Genomic DNA, 17,562 nt, shown 5'->3' with positions numbered 1-17,562 from the left:
TACAACAAGGTAAACTTATTGAGTTATTTGCCAAGTAACCATTGTTGGAATGCATTAATAGCTTCGCCATTAAGTGCTAAAAGCGCTTTAACCTGCTGTTGCTTATAATCTCTATTTTCACCCGTTTTCTCTAAATAAACTAATTTCTGGTGTACTAGTTTTAAACCTGCGCTCGCCGCTGAACCTTTCATTTTATGGCAATGCTCTTGCCATGCTTTACTATCATCACTATTGACCGCATGTTGAATATCCTCCATATATAATGAAGACTGTTCAACATATAAATCTAACATTTGCTTGATAACACTAATATCTAACGCTTCTAAATAACCATCTATTAACGTTAAATCTAGGTGCTTAGTTGCGCCCATGAAGCCTCCTATACGACAAAAAAATTTAACTATGTCGTTTTATTATTTGATGATTTTTTTCGACTAACTGAAAAAACATTATTACCATCATATTTTCCTATTTAGCAACAATTTATAACAGATATTAATTGCAACTACCATATACTAGAACAATCTCAAGCTAGCTATTACAAACATTGCTTTTAGCAGATATTTCGTTCAAAATAGCCGCCTTTTTCAGGGTCACTGCATTATATTTCACTACTTTTCAAAATATTTGTGAAAACTATCGCAATTCTTACGATACTAATGCCGATTATAATTTTACTAAGTACTGAAGTTACCATAGATAGCCCTTTACTTAGTGCACAGCGAATAGCGGAGTCAAAATGCCAACATTAATGCCTGATATAGCAAATCACACCACAGCACAAACTGAGGGGACTTTGGATTGGGTCGGCATGAGTAATATAGAAATGCCTATCATGGTTGCCTCAAAAGGCCAATCTGAACGTATGGTTTCAGCCCATATCGATGCCTTTGTAAACCTTAAAGAGCCGAAAGCTAAAGGCATTCATATGTCGCGCTTGTATTTACAAATTGACGAACTTTCAACTTCGGATGTTTTAACTCATCAAAGTTTAGTGACTTTGTTAGACGGTTTTATCAGCAGCCATGAAGATCTTAGCGATAACGCAAAAGTTAAATTTAGTTTTGATTATCATCTACGTCGCAAGTCTTTGATTAGTGGTAAACAAGGTTGGAAAGCTTACCCTGTTACTATTACCGGCCGCTTAAATAAAGGTGTACTTGATATAGAGCTCACGGTTGATGTTCCTTACTCGTCAACTTGTCCATGCTCTGCAGCTTTAGCTCGTCAATTAATTCAACAAGCCTTTAAAGAAAGGTTTATTGACCAAGCTGATGCCGACTTAGCTTCTGTACATGAGTGGCTTGGTACGACTGAAGGGATTGTGGCAACCCCACATAGCCAACGTTCGGTTGCTGAAGTAAAAGTTAAACTAAACAACACCACAACAGAATTCCCGATTACCGATATTGTTGATTTAATTGAAAACTCACTTAAAACGCCAGTACAAGCAGCGGTAAAACGCGAAGATGAGCAAGAGTTCGCTCGTTTGAATGGTCAAAACTTAATGTTTTGTGAAGATGCTGCTCGCCGTTTGCAGTACACCATGAATGCTACTGAGCAGTTTGATGACTTTTGGTTACGTATTAACCATTTAGAGTCATTACATGCTCATGATGCTGTCAGTGTAACAACCAAAGGCTTAGTGGACGGTTACCAACCTTAAATAAATAACCTGAACACTGGATAAGCAGTACTTGCTCAATCCTCCCTTTTAAGCCATTACCTGCGTTAAAACGTCGATAAATAGCCCGCTATTCATAAACGTTTTGCCTTGGAAATGGCATAAAATGAAGCATTGATGGTGTAAATTCGTGATGTTTACCTTGCTATAGCATTTACTTTACCACCTAAGCTTTTGATTCACTTGAGTATCAAGCACTCATTATCCAGAGTTCAGGTTAAATAACTAAATAACTCACTAAATCTTATAAATCCCCTACTATCTCGATAGTAGGGGATTTTTTTATCATCAAAACTCAGCTCAAAAAAGATCCGCGGGGCATTACATCAATAATCAAGTCAATCGTTGCTAATGAGCAAAAAATAGAAAAATTACGCAAATATGTTACTAAAGCACAATTGTTATTGTACAAAATTCATGCTTTCATCTTTAGTTGGTGAGCAGACTTACATTATGTCGTGCTTTTAAGGTTGTCTTATTCGAAGAGGAACAACTATTTAATCAACATAATAGCCCAAAATCATACATTATCGGCTTATAACAGTGAATAAATAGTGAATACAAAATATTCTAAGTATTTTTCATTTTACACCACAATAATGTAATAAAATTACATAAAGTTAAGCGTTAAACTTTTAAATCGCTATAAAACACCAATAACCTTGGCTTTTTTTAATGATATGATCACACTAACACCTTATTATCCTTATATTGCGAGTTAAAATGTAAAATAATTACGAGCATTTACTCTATTCGGATTGACGTTGGTGTATTAAATGTTTAATGTAAGGGGTTCCTCGCTACGAATTCGGGACTATTTATGCACTTTAAGTATAATTTTATTCCATTCTCATTAAACCATACTGCCGAGGCCTTTTAGGAGAAGATAAAGATAATGCAACTTTACGATCATACATATCAAAAAGACAATTGTGGCTTTGGTCTTATTGCCCATCAACACGGCGAAACAAGTCATAAACTCGTAAAGACGGCCATTCAAGCCTTAGACCGTATGCAACATCGTGGCGGTATCGCTGCCGATGGCAAAACGGGTGATGGCTGTGGTTTGTTAATGCAAAAGCCTGACAGTTTTTTTCGCGCTGTCGCAGAAGAAAATAATTGGCAATTAGGTAAAAAATACGCTGTAGGTATGGTTTTTCTTAACCCTGATCCAGTTTTAGCGAGTGCCAGTAAAAAAATTCTAGAAGAAGAGTTAGCCAATGAAACTCTTTCATTAGTGGGTTGGAGAGAAGTTCCAACTGACACCACTACTTTAGGGGAAATTGCTAAAGGCAATTTACCCGCTATCGAACAAATTTTTGTTAATGCGCCGTCAGGTTGGCGTAATCGCGATCTTGAGCGTCGACTATATATGGCAAGACGACGTGCCGAGAAACGCATCAATGATGAACGTTTTTACGTAGCAAGTTTATCGTGCTTGGTTACTATATATAAAGGTTTAATGATGCCGGTAGATTTACCGAATTTTTATTTAGACCTTGCTGATATTCGCATGCAAACTGCCATCTGCCTATTTCATCAGCGCTTTTCAACCAATACATCACCACAATGGCATTTAGCACAACCGTTCCGTTATTTAGCACATAATGGTGAAATAAATACCATTAAAGGTAATCGCCAGTGGAGTCGAGCAAGAACACATGGCTTTAAGTCACCGTTATTACCGGATCTACAAGATGCTGCACCATTTGTTAATGAGAGCGGTTCAGATTCTTCATCATTAGATAACATGCTTGAGCTATTTATGGCCGGCGGTATGGACCTCTTCCGTGGCATGCGTTTATTAATGCCTCCTGCGTGGCAAAGTAACCCATTAATGGATGACGATTTAAAAGCCTTTTATGAATTTAACTCTATGCACATGGAGCCATGGGATGGGCCTGCTGGTGTTGTGGTAACTAACGGCCGTCATGTTGCTTGTAACCTAGATAGAAATGGCCTGCGACCAGCGCGTTACGTAATTACCCGCGATGGTTTTATCACGTTAGCTTCTGAAGTGGGTATTTGGGATTACGGTGAAGATGAAGTTGTCGAAAAAGGCCGTGTTGGCCCAGGTGAAATGCTTGCCATTGATACTTACACGGGCAAAATTTTCAACTCTAACGCGATCGATAATGAACTTAAAGTTCGCCACCCTTATCGAGAATGGTTAGATAATAATATTCGTCGTTTAGTGCCTTTCGATAAACTCGATGCCCGCTTAATTGGACAACGAATCTTTAGCGATCAAGAAATCGCTCAATACCATAAAATGTTCAACTACAGTTATGAAGAAATTCATCAAGTAGTAAAAACATTAGCGGAAAATGGCCAAGAAGCTACAGGCTCAATGGGTGATGATACACCAATGGCAGTATTATCAAGCCAGCCACGTTCACTTTTTGACTATTTCCGCCAGCAATTTGCGCAAGTAACCAATCCACCGATTGACCCGTTACGCGAACGCTACGTTATGTCGCTAGGCACTTGTATAGGCCGTGAGCATAATGTTTTTAATGAAACAACGGGCCATGCTGATCGTATTTTATTCGCTACTCCAGTATTAATGTACACCGGTTTAAAGCAATTACGTGAACTTGACCCAGAACACTACCGTTCTGATACCTTAGCTTTAAATTATGACCAAGCAGAAGGCTTAGAAGCCGCGGTTATTCGTTTATGTGACGAAGCAGAAGTATTAGTGAGAGACAAAAATACGGTTATCTTAATATTATCAGACCGTAATATAGAAAAAGGCATGTTACCTATGCCTGCTGCTATGGCTGTTGGCGCTGTTCAAAAACGCTTAGTTGACAAGCAATTACGCTGTGACTCTAACATTATTGTAGAAACAGCTTCGGTTCGTGACTCGCATCAGTTTGCCGTGCTATTTGGTTTAGGTGCTACGGCAATTTATCCATACTTAGCTTTTGAAACGATCGAGCAACTAGTTGAAGACAAACAAATCGACCTAACGGCTCGTGAAGCTGTGGTTAATTACCGTGAAGGCATCAATAAAGGCCTGTTGAAAATATTATCTAAAATGGGTATTTCCACCATAGCCAGTTACCGTTGTGCGGGCCTATTTGAAATTATCGGTTTAAACAGTAATATCATGGAACTTTGTTTCCCTGATTTACCAAGCCGTATTCAAGGTGCTGACTTTGCAGATATAGAGCAAGACACTATTAATCTTGCGCGAAAAGCCTTTTTACCGCATCAAAAAATGAACCACGGTGGCCTACTTAAATATGTTCACGGAGGTGAGTATCATGCTTACAACCCAGATGTTGTAAGTACACTTCAGGCTGCTGTTCGCAGTGGTGATTATAGTGATTACAGAGTTTTTGCTGATCACGTCAATAATCGTCCTGCGGCGGCCTTACGAGATTTGTTAGCCCTGAAAGACGACCAAACACCGATTGATATTTCAGCCGTTGAAGCAGATACCGAGTTATTTAAACGCTTTGACAGTGCCGCTATGTCAATTGGGGCATTGAGTCCAGAAGCACATGAAGCACTTGCTATTGCGATGAACCGTCTTGGTGGTTTTTCAAATTCTGGTGAAGGTGGAGAAGACGAGCGTCGGTTTGGCACGGTTAAAAACTCTCGCATTAAACAAATAGCTTCTGGCCGATTTGGTGTTACTCCACATTACTTAGTTAATGCCGACGTTTTACAGATTAAAGTTGCCCAAGGTGCAAAACCTGGTGAAGGTGGTCAGTTACCGGGTGACAAAGTAACCCCTTTAATTGCAAAGCTACGTTTTTCAGTTCCTGGTGTTACTTTAATATCACCACCGCCACATCACGATATCTATTCAATTGAAGATTTAGCTCAGCTAATCTTTGATTTAAAGCAAGTTAATCCAAAAGCGGTTATTTCAGTCAAACTCGTTTCTGGCCCTGGTGTTGGTACTATTGCTTCAGGTGTAGCAAAAGCTTACGCTGACTTTATCACTATTTCAGGTTACGACGGTGGTACAGGTGCAAGCCCATTAACTTCAGTTAAATATGCTGGTTGTCCATGGGAGCTTGGCTTAGCTGAAGCACACCAATCATTAGTCACTAATGGTTTACGCCATAAAGTTCGATTGCAAGTTGATGGCGGTTTAAAAACCGGCATCGATATCGTTAAAGCCGCTATTTTAGGTGCTGAAAGTTTCGGTTTTGGTACCGCCCCTATGGTAACGTTAGGGTGTAAATTCCTACGTATTTGTCACTTAAATAACTGTGCTACAGGTGTTGCAACACAAGACGAAGTATTGCGTGAACAATTCTTTAAAGGTTTACCAGATCAAGTAATGAATTATTTTAAATTTATTGCTCAAGATGTACGTGAAATTTTAGCCCGTTTAGGTGTTGAAAGCTTAACCGCTATTATTGGCCGTACAGACTTACTTGTGCCGTTAGCAGGCATTACGGCTAAGCAACAAAAACTAGATTTACGTCCTATTATCGCACCGGTTATTGCTGGTGAAGATACAGCATTACATCAAACAGATAGTAATGAACCGTTTGATAAAGGTGAATTAAACCAACGTTTACTTGCACTGACTTCTGATGCAATTGCACACAGTAATGGCGGTGAATATCGAGTAACGATTCAAAATACTGATCGATCTGTCGGTGCTTCGCTTTCTGGTGAAATAGCTCGTCAACATGGCGACCAAGGTATGGCAGCAAACCCAATTAAGGTATTTTTAAATGGTACTGCGGGTCAAAGCTTTGGTGTATGGAATGCCGGTGGCTTAGAAATGACACTAACAGGTGATGCTAACGACTACGTTGGTAAAGGTATGGCGGGTGGTAAGTTAACTATCAAACCACCAAGAGGTGTTGAGTATTTAAGCCACAAAACGATGATTATGGGCAATACCTGCTTATATGGTGCAACGGGCGGTAAACTATTCGGTTGCGGCCGTGCAGGTGAGCGTTTTGCAGTAAGAAATTCAGGTTGTCATGCAGTTATTGAAGGCACTGGTGATCATGCTTGTGAATACATGACCGGCGGTATAGTAGCTATTTTAGGTCAAGTTGGGGTTAACTTTGGTGCTGGTATGACTGGCGGATTCGCTTATGTGCTCGATGAACAAAACGATTTAGCAACACGCCTTAATAACGAATCAATTGAAATGTTAGAGATTGATGAACTCAATATTCATCAAGAACATTTACGTGGCATTATTAACCAACACTTAGATGAAACAGGTAGCTTAAGAGCAGAAGAAATTTTAGCTAATTTCGACTCGTATGCACCACAATTTAAGTTGATTAAGCCAAAGGCCGTTGATGTTAAAACCCTATTGGGTCATCGTAGCCGTTCATCTGCAGAACTTCGTGTTCAAGCACAATAATAAGAACACGATTGGAGAAGCTTTTTAATGAGTAAAAATATTTATCAATTTATCGACGTTAAACGCATCGACCCGCCTAAAAAAGCGATAGAACAGCGTAAAATTAATTTTGTCGAAATTTACCAACCATTGAGTGAAGATCAAAGCGCAGGTCAAGCCGACCGCTGTTTAGATTGTGGTAACCCATATTGTGAATGGAAATGTCCAGTACATAACTATATTCCGCAGTGGCTAGAACTAGTAACTGACGGAAAGATAATGGAAGCAGCGGATCTGTGCCATGAAACCAACAGTTTACCTGAAATGTGTGGCCGTGTTTGCCCACAAGACAGGCTTTGTGAGTCAGCTTGTACTCTAAATGATGACTTTGGTGCAGTGACTATTGGCAATATCGAAAAATACATTACTGACACTGCCATAGCTCAAGGCTGGAAGCCTGATTTATCTCAAGTTATTGCTACAGGTAAACGTGTTGCAATTATAGGCGCAGGGCCTGCAGGAATAGCCTGTGCTGACGTATTAACAAGAAACGGTGTAGAAGCCGTGGTATATGACAAACACGCTCAAATTGGTGGTTTGCTTACCTTCGGTATTCCGTCTTTTAAATTAGAAAAAGACGTTATTCAAACCCGTAGAGAAATACTTGAAGGCATGGGCATTGAGTTTCGTTTGAATACCAATGTAGGTGTTGATATCAGTTTTGAAGATATCAGTAATGAATTTGACGCAGTATTTCTTGCGCTAGGTACATATACAGATATGACAGGCGGATTTGAAAATGAGTCAGCGCCGGGTGTTTATAATGCATTAGACTTCTTAATTGCTAATACCCAAAAGTTGATGAAGCTGTCACAAGAAGATGGCAATACCAATGCTAAGCCTTATGTAAACTTCTCGGGTAAAAAAGTTGTGGTATTGGGTGGTGGCGACACGGCAATGGATTGTGTTCGCAGCTCGATTCGCCAAGGCGCAACAGAAGTAACTTGTGCTTATCGTCGTGACGAAGCCAACATGCCAGGTTCACCGCGTGAAGTACAAAACGCGAAAGAGGAAGGTGTTGATTTTCAATTTAATATTCAACCCATTGACATTGCCGTTGACGATAATGGTGCTGCCTGTGGCGTTAAGTTTATTAAAACGCAACTGGGAGCTCCAGACACTAAAGGTCGACGTAACCCAGAAGCGATTGAAGGCTCTGAGTTCATCATGCCTGCTGACGCTGTGGTTATTGCTTTTGGTTTTATGCCAAGCCCACCACAATGGATGAAAGATGCTGGCGTAGAAGTAGATGCTAGAGGTCGTGTAATTGCGGCCGACAACACTAACTTTGCTTTACAAACCAGTAAAGAAAATATCTTTGCTGGTGGTGATATGGTACTCGGTTCAGATTTAGTGGTTACTGCGATTGATCAAGGTCGTAAAGCGGCCATTGGTATTCTCGATTTTGTGATGACAGCACAAGAGAAAGAAGCATAAGTTTCCACAAACCATTTCATTAGACATTTCATTAATCACTTTAAAATGTAGTTTATACTGCATTTTAAAGTGGCTTAAGTCATTAGCTTACTTCCCAACACTCATTTTAAATCCACGACAATCCCTCTCTGCAGTGGAACAATAATTCCTAGATGCCAGGCTTGTTATAATTTATACCAAATGTAATAAGTTATTGACCAATGTTAAGAGAGGATAAATTGTTCATTAATACATGTTTATTGTTCCAGACTAAACATAAGTACCTGCATCCCTGCAGGCAAGGTGTTTGGTTGATTCTTACATGGATGTAAGTCATTAGCGCAATGACAGGAGTATATTGTCGAGTAATAGCGGGCGTGTGTGATTGAAAACAACGCCGTTATTGACGATGTAAACCGCCTTAAAATGATCGATTGTTTATTTCAATTGGTATTAAATATGGCTAACGCTTTAATATGAAAATAATAAGAAAAACACTTAGCTTAATCGCTATTTAATTTAAGCTGGCATCAGTTAAGTTATTATTAGATAACTGATTTCGGCCTCGGCTTTTAGCATGGTACAGCTGTTCATCGGCGAGCCTAACCCAGTCGTCAATATTCGCAGAAAACTTAGCTTTAGCCGTTATTGTGCCAATTGAGATAGTAATATTGACAAAGTTATGGCTATCATGAGGAAAACTATGCTGTTCGATTTCTTCTCGAAACTCCTCAAGCATCTGTAACACGCCGTTATTGTCATTAGATTGCGCAACAATTATAAATTCTTCACCACCAAAGCGAGCAACAATATCGCTGCGACGATCAAACTTACGTTTCATTACATCGCTTATATAGGTTAAGCAATTATCTCCAATCAAATGACCGTATTCATCATTAAGCTGTTTAAAATGATCTAAATCTAGCATAGCTACAACCATATCGGCATTATTACGTGACAATATTGCTTGTAGCTCACTAAACTTATTTTCCAAATAACGTCGATTATACAAGCCTGTTAAGCTGTCTTTATTGGCTAGCTCTTTTAACGCTATATTAGCTTTATTTAGTTCTTGGGTACGCTTGTTAACTTTGTCTTCTAGAATGAATTGTTGTCGCAGTAACTTAGTTTTTGACTGTTGTAGTTCATCATATAAAGTTAAAAATTCACTCGGCGCATCATAAGGTATCGCTTTAAAACCTGTCTTACCATCACCGTGGGCAAGCTCTTTTAAAGCAAAAGCTAACGGTTTATTTAAAGTATTGGCAATTTGATTTGCTAATAAAACCACTAAAATAAAAATTAAAAATAACGAGACAAATATAGTTAAATATTGTTGTTCTATTAGCATTAACACTTGCTTATGCTCTATAAGTACCAATATTTTCCAACCATTATTGAGTATAATTTTACGGTATAAGTAACGTTTGCTTTTTGAGTTAGTAGATCCAATAACGATTAAGTTGTGTTTAATATCCGTATCGTCAAGCGTAAAGTTTAATTTCGCCAGTTTAGTAGTCGCGATATTCGATTCAGCATAAATAACATTGTCATTTTCATCGGTTAACACTACATCCAATTCACGATCATTTAACGAATATCTATTAATTTTAGTAAATAAGTTAAGGTTTAATGAACCTTCAACAATGCCTATGGGCTGTTCTTCATTTTTGCTGTAAATAGGAGCGCTGATCGCAACAATTGGATCAGAGCCAAAAGCTCTGCCAAGAAATGCGGGTGAGATAAAAACTGATTGTTCATAGAATGCTTCAACAAAGTAACTGCGATCTGAAACATTCGCCCCACCTTTAGGTAAATTTTTCATTAAAGATAAAGGCGAGGTTGCCACTATGTTCGCTTCTTTGTTAGCCACTAGCATAGTGATAAAACCTGGATATAATTCATGAACCTTAGCTAAATTTTCCTGATAGAGGCTTGGCTCAATACTTGATAACTCACGGGAAACTTGAGCAATCGCGTTTTTATGATCTTCAACATAATTCTCTACAATTTGACCTAAATATTGGCTACTAATCTCAAGCTTGTCTTCAATTTGCTGCTGCTGTATGTCATTTATGTTTCGACTTAAATAAAGACAAACACCTACGACAAAAAATGCTGACATTATCCATAAAATATAATGTAAATATTGCTTAAGATTCTTCTGTAACTTAGGCTGTTGAGACGTTATCCAGACATTGAGTTTATCACTAAAGACAAAAATCATGATAACGGCTAATGCAGTATAAAAAACGGCATTAATACCTTGTTTAAAAACAGTAAAAAGCAAATACTCTTGCGACTCAGAAGCATTAATCCATAATAATATTGCCGTTATCGGCATCCCAATAATTAGCCAATATAAGAAATCGGCCGTTGGTAAATACCAACCTCTTCCACGTAAATAAGACACAAATAGCGCTTCACAGCCAAAAGTTATAAAGCCAAAAGGATGTCCCCACATAATTAAAAGCGGAGCAACACAGATTAATGCACATAATAATGTTAATACTGGTCGAAGATAAGCAGCAGCAATAATAAAAGCCAGATTACCAATAACTAAAGCAATACCATGAGCAAGCTCGATAGGGAAAAAGTTAAGTAAAGCACCGAGTAAACCTAAGCTCAAAGCCAATAAAAATGAACGAAAGGGTGTGGTTTTATCTACTTCAACTTCTTCTTCAAGCTTTAGAGCAACCTTAATTGGCGCTATGGTCATATATATTTACCGCTACTATCGCCATTAAATAACGAAAGTATAAACAAGTCATTCAGAAAAGTGTGCCAAACAGTAAACCTCTAAAAAGCGATTATCTTGGGTTACTTTCAGCCTGGGAATTTTTTTATCGTGAGGTTTTATAGTGCATTAAATACAAAAGCCCTGTCAATACTATTGCAGGGCTTTGTAGAAAACTAACTTAGCTATTTTAGCAGTTAAGTCATGTCAGCGAATGGGTTTATTGTCGGTAAGACGATTTTATTGGTAAATCCGCTTACGCTTATATCTTCATGAGTAATGTTGAGATCATCATCGATCAAAGTACCATCACCAAAACGGTAAATAATTTGAAAATCACCATTGTCAGCTTGCGCTTGATATTTAATTCTCGCTTGCTCTACAACGTCAGCTTTAGCATGATAACTTACTATCGCTTCACTGCCATGGCGTTTTTCCATCATAGCTAGGGTTACAGCAGGTGACAGTAGAGTTGCTGTGGCGTTATTACCACCAAAACCTTTAGAGTTGATAAAGGCAATGTCCATATTGTCACAATACCAATGCTCGGTGGCAATATTTAAACGCTCGTTATAAACGTCATCCGCCACTTTATTAATCGTAGTAATACCCGGCATAATATTATGAGCAAATACACCTAATGCCATAGCCACTTGATCGCCACTTGCTGGGCCAATAGTATGACCAACAAAAGCTTTTGGCGCTGCTACTGGCCAATTATGTATATCAAAACTTTTCGCTACTCGGTCATAAATTAATGACTCAGTAACACGGTTTTGCGGTGTGCTTGAACCATGCGCAAGAATGAAGCTTCGTTGTTGAACGGCTTCTTCGCCAACAATAGACTTAGCTAAAGCAACAGATTTCGCCATAGTAATGTAATTACCTGGTCCTGGCGCTGTTATCGATTTTTTAATGCCATCAGCATTCGTAAAAACATCAGCCACTGATCCTAAAACATTAGCGCCTAATTCCAGTGCCAATTCATCATCGACTAACACAATAAACTGAGCAGCTTCACCGATAGTAAAACCACAGTTATCGCCAAATGGACGGCTAGTACGGCGATGGTCAGCAACACCATTACCATCAATTTTTTTCAAGCCTTCTTCATTCGCTAATGCGCTCATATTACCAAAGCCTTCAACAACTTCAGGTGTTACTGCACAGTCATTACTACCAACAATAGCTAAACGAATACGACCCGCTTGAATATCTTGTACCGCGGCTTTTAAATTATAAAGAAAAGTTGCACATGCCCCGGTAGATGTGAATGTTGTACCAACACTGCCGGTAACATAAGCATTAATAAAGTCTGTCGACATGGTATTTAAACCAAGCGCTAAATTTTTTGTTGATACGCGCTCACCTTGTTGTCGGCTCTGCATCATACCGCCAAAACCTTCGGCTTGAGTTTGTCCAAATACAGAGGCCGAGTAAGTACCAATTTCATCTGGGCTAATTCTATCAACAATTTCATTCCAACTGTAACCTGTAGAATGAATAGCATCTGCTGCGCCGAAAATAGTAGCTTGCAAACCACGAGGCTGATAGCGACTGTTATACAAACTTGCCGGTTTGAAACCGGTAGGAAATTGTCCCGCGGCTTTTATTGGGTTATCACGGGTTGAGTCATGTTTAACTTCAATTTCACCAGCGATTTCAACACGAACACGTTTATCTTCAAGTTCTGTAACTTTCCATGAACGCGGTAATGGACTTGGTAAATCACGCGCACGGGTTTCAAATACAATACCGTTATCGCCAACGTCCATAGTCAGCTTTTGCTGCCAAGGTGTTGCATCAGGATCAAAATGTTCTTTTTCAATCTTACGGATCAAAGTACCTGCTAAAATTTCTTCACCGAAACGCTGCTCAACGTTCGCTTTATCAACCGCACTACCTTCAGCATCAATTAACTTTCCATCTTGGCTAGTTAACAAATTCATTAGCGTTGCTAAGCCAACAAAAGTCTCTTGGCGAGCTTCAGCATTTAATTTATCAATCACGATACGGCGAAAGCCTTGATGAAATGATGTTCTACCAGCGGCATTAATGCCACCCATGCCAATTATAATCGGTAACGCAGTCATGAAAAAATCTCTTTAAAATTAACACTTAATATTTATATCGCCAGTGTAAGAGTTAATGTATAAAATTAATATGCACATATAGCCATAAAACATGTCAAAATGGCCAAACTATAAAAGAGTTACGTAAAAATAATGAAAGCAAAACTTAAACGTAATAAAGCCAATGCGATTAACATTGCGCTGCTAGTCTATGATCATATGTTAACCACGAGTGTTAGCTTACCCGTAGAAATGCTCCGTGCAGGTGAGGCAGTAGCCTTACAAGAAAATCGTAATGCGCCTCGGTTGTCAATTCAAATGGTTGCTGAAACCATAAAGCCGATCTCTACCCGTGCTTTAATTAAGTTATTGCCCGATACTGACATTGAACATGCACAACGACCCGATTTTGCTTTTATTCCTAGCTTATGGCGCAACCCTCGACCAACCATAGCTAAGCAACCCAGAATGCTTAACTGGTTGAGTCATATTTGGGCACAAGGCTCTACATTAATAGGTGGCGGAACAGGAGTGTGCCTAATGGCTGAAGCCGGAATTCTAGATTACCACCCCGCTACCACCCATTGGCATTATGTTGAACAATTTAAACGTGATTACCCAAAAGTTGATCTTAAGCCTGACTTCTTTATCACCCAGTCTGAACGAACCTACTGCGCTGCCAGTGTTAATGCCTTAGCTGATATTGTAGTGCATATTATATTTCAAATTTATGGGCAAAATGCCGCGCAGCAAGTAGAACGTAATTTTTCTCATGAAATAAGAAAACCTTATGAAGAACAACGCTATTTGGAAGGAGCGGTTGATCGCCATCCTGATGAATTAATCAGTCAAATTCAATTCTGGATGAAAACCAACCTAAACTCTGAATTAACCTTAAATGATATTGCTCAACAATTTGATATAAGTCAGCGTTCGTTTACTCGCAGATTTAAACGAGCAACAGGTATTAATGCCACACAATATTGGCAAAAATTAAAGATACAAACGGCAAAAGAGCTATTAGCTGCGAGTAATTTATCGATTCAAGAAATTGCATTTCAAGTGGGCTACCAAGACCAAGCAAATTTCACTCGGCTTTTTAAAAAAACCTTAAGTATTACGCCAAAAGCATACCGCGCTATGGTGAGGAAGAAACTATTTAGTCATGATTAAACTTTTAATCAGTTAATTATAATTGCTTACAAAATTCACTGTGTAAAAAGCTGATCAATTTCACCACCGAAGGATTAGCAATACTGTAAAATATAGTCTGTGATTCACGTCGTGTTTTCACTAAATTATCTTGGCGTAGCCTTGCTAAATGCTGAGATAAGCTTGATTGACTTAAATCTACAAAGTTATTTAGCTCATTTACTGACATTTCTTTTTCACCCAAATGGCATAAAATTAACAGCCTATTTTGATTACTCATCGCTTTTAATACATCAGCCGCCTGTCCTGCATTAGCTCGCATTTCCGCTATATCAATCGCTGCTAACTCTGTCATACACCACTCACTGTTATTGTTTATAAAAGCTAACTTTAGCTGTAAAAAACACTTAAATTTAATTCTTGTTGGATATTACATTAGATACTGCTAATATAAAAGTATATTACATTTATCTAATATAACTTACCGTGTATATTTTGTTCAACGTTCGAGGTTAGTAAAAGTTTTGAATTACAAACGTATATTGAATTTTGCCATCACAAAACCCTTGGTAATTTATTGCATAGTATTACTGATAACTTTGTTAAGTTTAGCGATGTTGCCAAAAATTGTTATTGATACCGACCCCGAAAATATGCTGAGCCAAGAAGCGCCTGCCCGCATTTTTCATAACCAAATAAAAACTGATTTTTTAATGCGCGATATGATCGTCGTGGGTTTAGTCAGCAATAATACAATGTTCAACCCAAATACATTACAAATAGTTGAACAGCTAACTGACGATATTTTAAAAATAGAGGGCGTTATCGCCTCTGATTTATTGTCATTAACCGTTGTTGATAATATTCGTCAATTAACAAACGAGCAGGGAATTAGTCAAGGTATTCAATTTGAATACCTTATGAAACAAGCACCCACCACAATAAAAGCAAGCGAAAAAATTCAACAAGCCGTAAAACGCTTACCCATGTTAAATAACACCTTAGTTTCTGGCGACGATAAAGCTATCGCTATTTATGTGCCGATTATTGCTAAAGATCAAAGTTATGTTATTGCAGAAAGAATTCGCGCTCTTGCGACTAACACTTCAGCCGATACACAAAACGACTTAACTTTTCATATAACAGGTTTACCCGTTGCTGAAGATCAATTTGGCTACGAAATGTTTGTACAAATGGGCGTAGCTGCACCACTTGCCGGTTTAGCTATTTTCTTATTACTTTGGTTTTTCTTTCGTAATATTGCATTAATTATTGCCCCTATGATCGTTGCCATGGCAACAGTGTTAATTATTATGGGCAGTTTAATTGGCTTTGGTTTTACCGTGCATATTATGTCGTCAATGATCGCGATATTTTTAATGCCGATTGCGGTGGTTGATTCAGTCCATATTTTATCGGAGTTTGCTGACCGCTTTAAAGCCGGCGATGATGCTTCAAAAACCATCAAAAAAGTCATGGGCCATTTATACAAGCCAATGTTATTTACCTCAATTACCTCAGCTGTTGGCTTTTATTCACTCATGCTAACACCTATTCCACCAGTGAAAGTATTTGGCGCTTTCATCGGCAGCGGCATTTTATTGGCTTTTGTATTAACCATTACTTTTATACCCGCGTACATCGCTCGTATGAAACCCGAAACATTAGCTAAATTACAACGCGCCGTTCAGCTGATGGAGAAAAAAGGTCGATTAGCAAGCAGTTTAGAAAAGTTGGGCGCCTTTTCAGTTAAACGCACCAAACTTATTTTAATCACTTTTATTGCCTTTTTTGTGCTCAGCTTGGTGGGTGTGAACCGTATTATTATCAACGACAACCCAGTAAATTGGTTCAAAGCTGATCATGAAATACGTATTGCCGATAAAGTACTTAATGAACACTTTGCCGGCACCTATGACGCATGGCTGGTCTTTAGCAATAACAACTTGCAACAACAAAGTGCCCTAGAAAATTTTAATAGCATACTTGATACGGCTAATAACGGCGCAACCAAAACAGCCATTTTACAAGCCCATCAACAATGGTTAAAGCGTGAAAAAAATCAAAAAAACAGCTTCTTCACACCAGACTTATTAATGCTACTTGATGACTTTAGTTTTACAGCTAACGTTGAGGAACAAGCTTGGCTCGAACAACTGTATAACATTAGCGAACAGGCGAATAATTCACAAAAAATATTTACTGACTCGGCAATGTTAAATTGGTTGGCTGATTTGCAAAGCGCTCTAGTTAATAACGGTGATGTAGGCAAGGTAAACAGCTTGACCGATATTATTAGCACCGTAAATCGAGAACTTAATTCTGGCGAAGATAAAGATTTCGAGATCCCAAGCAGCAGTAATGGTGTCGCGCAAACCTTGCTACAGTTTCAATCTTCACATCGCCCGCAAGATTTATGGCACTTTGTCAGCCCTGATTTTCAACGCACACTGCTATGGCTGCAAATGACCAGCGGCGACAATCAGCACATGGCGAAGGTCGTTAACTGGGTAGATACCTATATTAGCGAGAATCCGCCGCCACTAAATGTTCAACATCAATGGGCAGGAAAGTCATATCTTAATGTTGTTTGGCAAGATGCTATGGTGAGCGGCATGATAGATAGCCTACTTTCATCTTTTGTAATTGTATTTATCATGATGATGTTGCTCTTTAGATCAGTAAAGTACGGTATTTTAGCCATGTTACCGTTGACCTTTACTATCACCATGATTTACGGATTAGTCGGCTGGTTTGGTAAAGCTTATGACATGCCCATTGCGGTTTTATCCGCATTAACTTTAGGTTTATCAATTGATTTCGCGATACATTTTATTCAACGCGTGCGCGAGCTTGAAGCTGAAAAGCAAAGTCTACGTGTCGCCTTAAGCGCTATGTTTCAAGAGCCAAGTCGTGCTATTGCTCGCAATGCCATTGTAATCGCGATTGGCTTTACGCCTTTGCTATTATCACCGCTTATGCCTTATATCACCGTAGGCTTTTTCTTAGCGAGTATTATGATTTTATCTGCCTTAGTGACCTTAGTATTGCTGCCAGCTTTACTAACGTTAACCACTATGCGCCAAGCCAGTTAAGCATGAACGAA

General features: G+C 38.8%; 9 protein-coding genes. 5 read left to right on the top strand and 4 right to left on the bottom strand.

Annotation, left to right across the window (positions count from 1 at the left end; all coding sequences use genetic code 11):
- Window positions 1-23 precede the first annotated feature (23 nt).
- Window positions 24-371, bottom strand: coding sequence for an Hpt domain-containing protein (locus tag B6A32_RS01650; RefSeq protein WP_085301017.1), 348 nt, complete (start codon window positions 369-371; stop codon window positions 24-26).
- 368 nt (window positions 372-739) lie between these two features.
- Here B6A32_RS01650 and folE2 point away from each other — a divergent pair, with 368 nt between their 5' ends.
- The 3 genes from folE2 (at window position 740) to B6A32_RS01635 (ending at window position 8,516) form a co-directional block, all read left to right on the top strand.
- Window positions 740-1,666, top strand: coding sequence for a GTP cyclohydrolase FolE2 (gene folE2, locus B6A32_RS01645; protein WP_085301016.1), 927 nt, complete (start codon window positions 740-742; stop codon window positions 1,664-1,666).
- Window positions 1,667-2,579: 913 nt separating this feature from the next.
- Complete coding sequence (gltB, locus tag B6A32_RS01640) at window positions 2,580-7,040, top strand: glutamate synthase large subunit (RefSeq protein ID WP_085301015.1); 4,461 nt, start codon at window positions 2,580-2,582, stop codon at window positions 7,038-7,040.
- Between the two features lie 27 nt (window positions 7,041-7,067).
- Complete coding sequence (locus B6A32_RS01635; protein WP_085301014.1) at window positions 7,068-8,516, top strand: FAD-dependent oxidoreductase; 1,449 nt, start codon at window positions 7,068-7,070, stop codon at window positions 8,514-8,516.
- Window positions 8,517-9,009: 493 nt separating this feature from the next.
- Here B6A32_RS01635 and B6A32_RS01630 read toward each other — a convergent pair whose 3' ends face one another.
- Together B6A32_RS01630 and B6A32_RS01625 are read right to left on the bottom strand one after the other, a co-directional pair.
- The gene (locus B6A32_RS01630) at window positions 9,010-11,214 is read right to left on the bottom strand and encodes a sensor domain-containing diguanylate cyclase (RefSeq protein WP_085301013.1); all 2,205 of its coding nucleotides are present in this window, start codon (window positions 11,212-11,214) and stop codon (window positions 9,010-9,012) included.
- A gap of 215 nt (window positions 11,215-11,429) precedes the next feature.
- The gene (locus B6A32_RS01625) at window positions 11,430-13,325 is read right to left on the bottom strand and encodes a beta-ketoacyl synthase (protein WP_085301012.1); all 1,896 of its coding nucleotides are present in this window, start codon (window positions 13,323-13,325) and stop codon (window positions 11,430-11,432) included.
- A gap of 132 nt (window positions 13,326-13,457) precedes the next feature.
- On the opposite strand from B6A32_RS01625, the gene B6A32_RS01620 reads away from it, so the two are divergent.
- Entirely contained in the window at window positions 13,458-14,477 is a 1,020-nt protein-coding gene (locus B6A32_RS01620) for a GlxA family transcriptional regulator (RefSeq protein WP_085301011.1), read from the top strand.
- Between the two features lie 16 nt (window positions 14,478-14,493).
- Here the strand turns inward: B6A32_RS01620 and B6A32_RS01615 are convergent, their stop codons facing one another.
- Window positions 14,494-14,811 carry an ArsR/SmtB family transcription factor gene (locus B6A32_RS01615; RefSeq protein ID WP_198946858.1) on the bottom strand — a complete coding sequence of 106 codons (318 nt, stop codon included), beginning with the start codon at window positions 14,809-14,811 and terminating at the stop codon, window positions 14,494-14,496.
- A 259-nt stretch (window positions 14,812-15,070) separates the two neighbouring features.
- On the opposite strand from B6A32_RS01615, the gene B6A32_RS01610 reads away from it, so the two are divergent.
- Complete coding sequence (locus B6A32_RS01610) at window positions 15,071-17,551, top strand: efflux RND transporter permease subunit (protein ID WP_085301010.1); 2,481 nt, start codon at window positions 15,071-15,073, stop codon at window positions 17,549-17,551.
- The last annotated feature ends 11 nt before the right edge of the window (window positions 17,552-17,562 follow it).

It is taken from the genome of Colwellia polaris (genome assembly GCF_002104515.1).
Lineage (GTDB): Bacteria > Pseudomonadota > Gammaproteobacteria > Enterobacterales > Alteromonadaceae > Cognaticolwellia > Cognaticolwellia polaris.
The sequence above is the reverse complement of the archived record's forward strand: the minus strand, read 5'-3'. Positions and strand labels throughout refer to the sequence as shown.

Coding starts and splice junctions, on each gene's coding strand:
- B6A32_RS01650 (WP_085301017.1), bottom strand. CDS start 371: ATGGGCGCAACTAAGCACCTAGATTTAACGTTAATAGATGGTTATTTA.
- folE2 (WP_085301016.1), top strand. CDS start 740: ATGCCAACATTAATGCCTGATATAGCAAATCACACCACAGCACAAACT.
- gltB (WP_085301015.1), top strand. CDS start 2,580: ATGCAACTTTACGATCATACATATCAAAAAGACAATTGTGGCTTTGGT.
- B6A32_RS01635 (WP_085301014.1), top strand. CDS start 7,068: ATGAGTAAAAATATTTATCAATTTATCGACGTTAAACGCATCGACCCG.
- B6A32_RS01630 (WP_085301013.1), bottom strand. CDS start 11,214: ATGACCATAGCGCCAATTAAGGTTGCTCTAAAGCTTGAAGAAGAAGTT.
- B6A32_RS01625 (WP_085301012.1), bottom strand. CDS start 13,325: ATGACTGCGTTACCGATTATAATTGGCATGGGTGGCATTAATGCCGCT.
- B6A32_RS01620 (WP_085301011.1), top strand. CDS start 13,458: ATGAAAGCAAAACTTAAACGTAATAAAGCCAATGCGATTAACATTGCG.
- B6A32_RS01615 (WP_198946858.1), bottom strand. CDS start 14,811: ATGACAGAGTTAGCAGCGATTGATATAGCGGAAATGCGAGCTAATGCA.
- B6A32_RS01610 (WP_085301010.1), top strand. CDS start 15,071: ATGTTGCCAAAAATTGTTATTGATACCGACCCCGAAAATATGCTGAGC.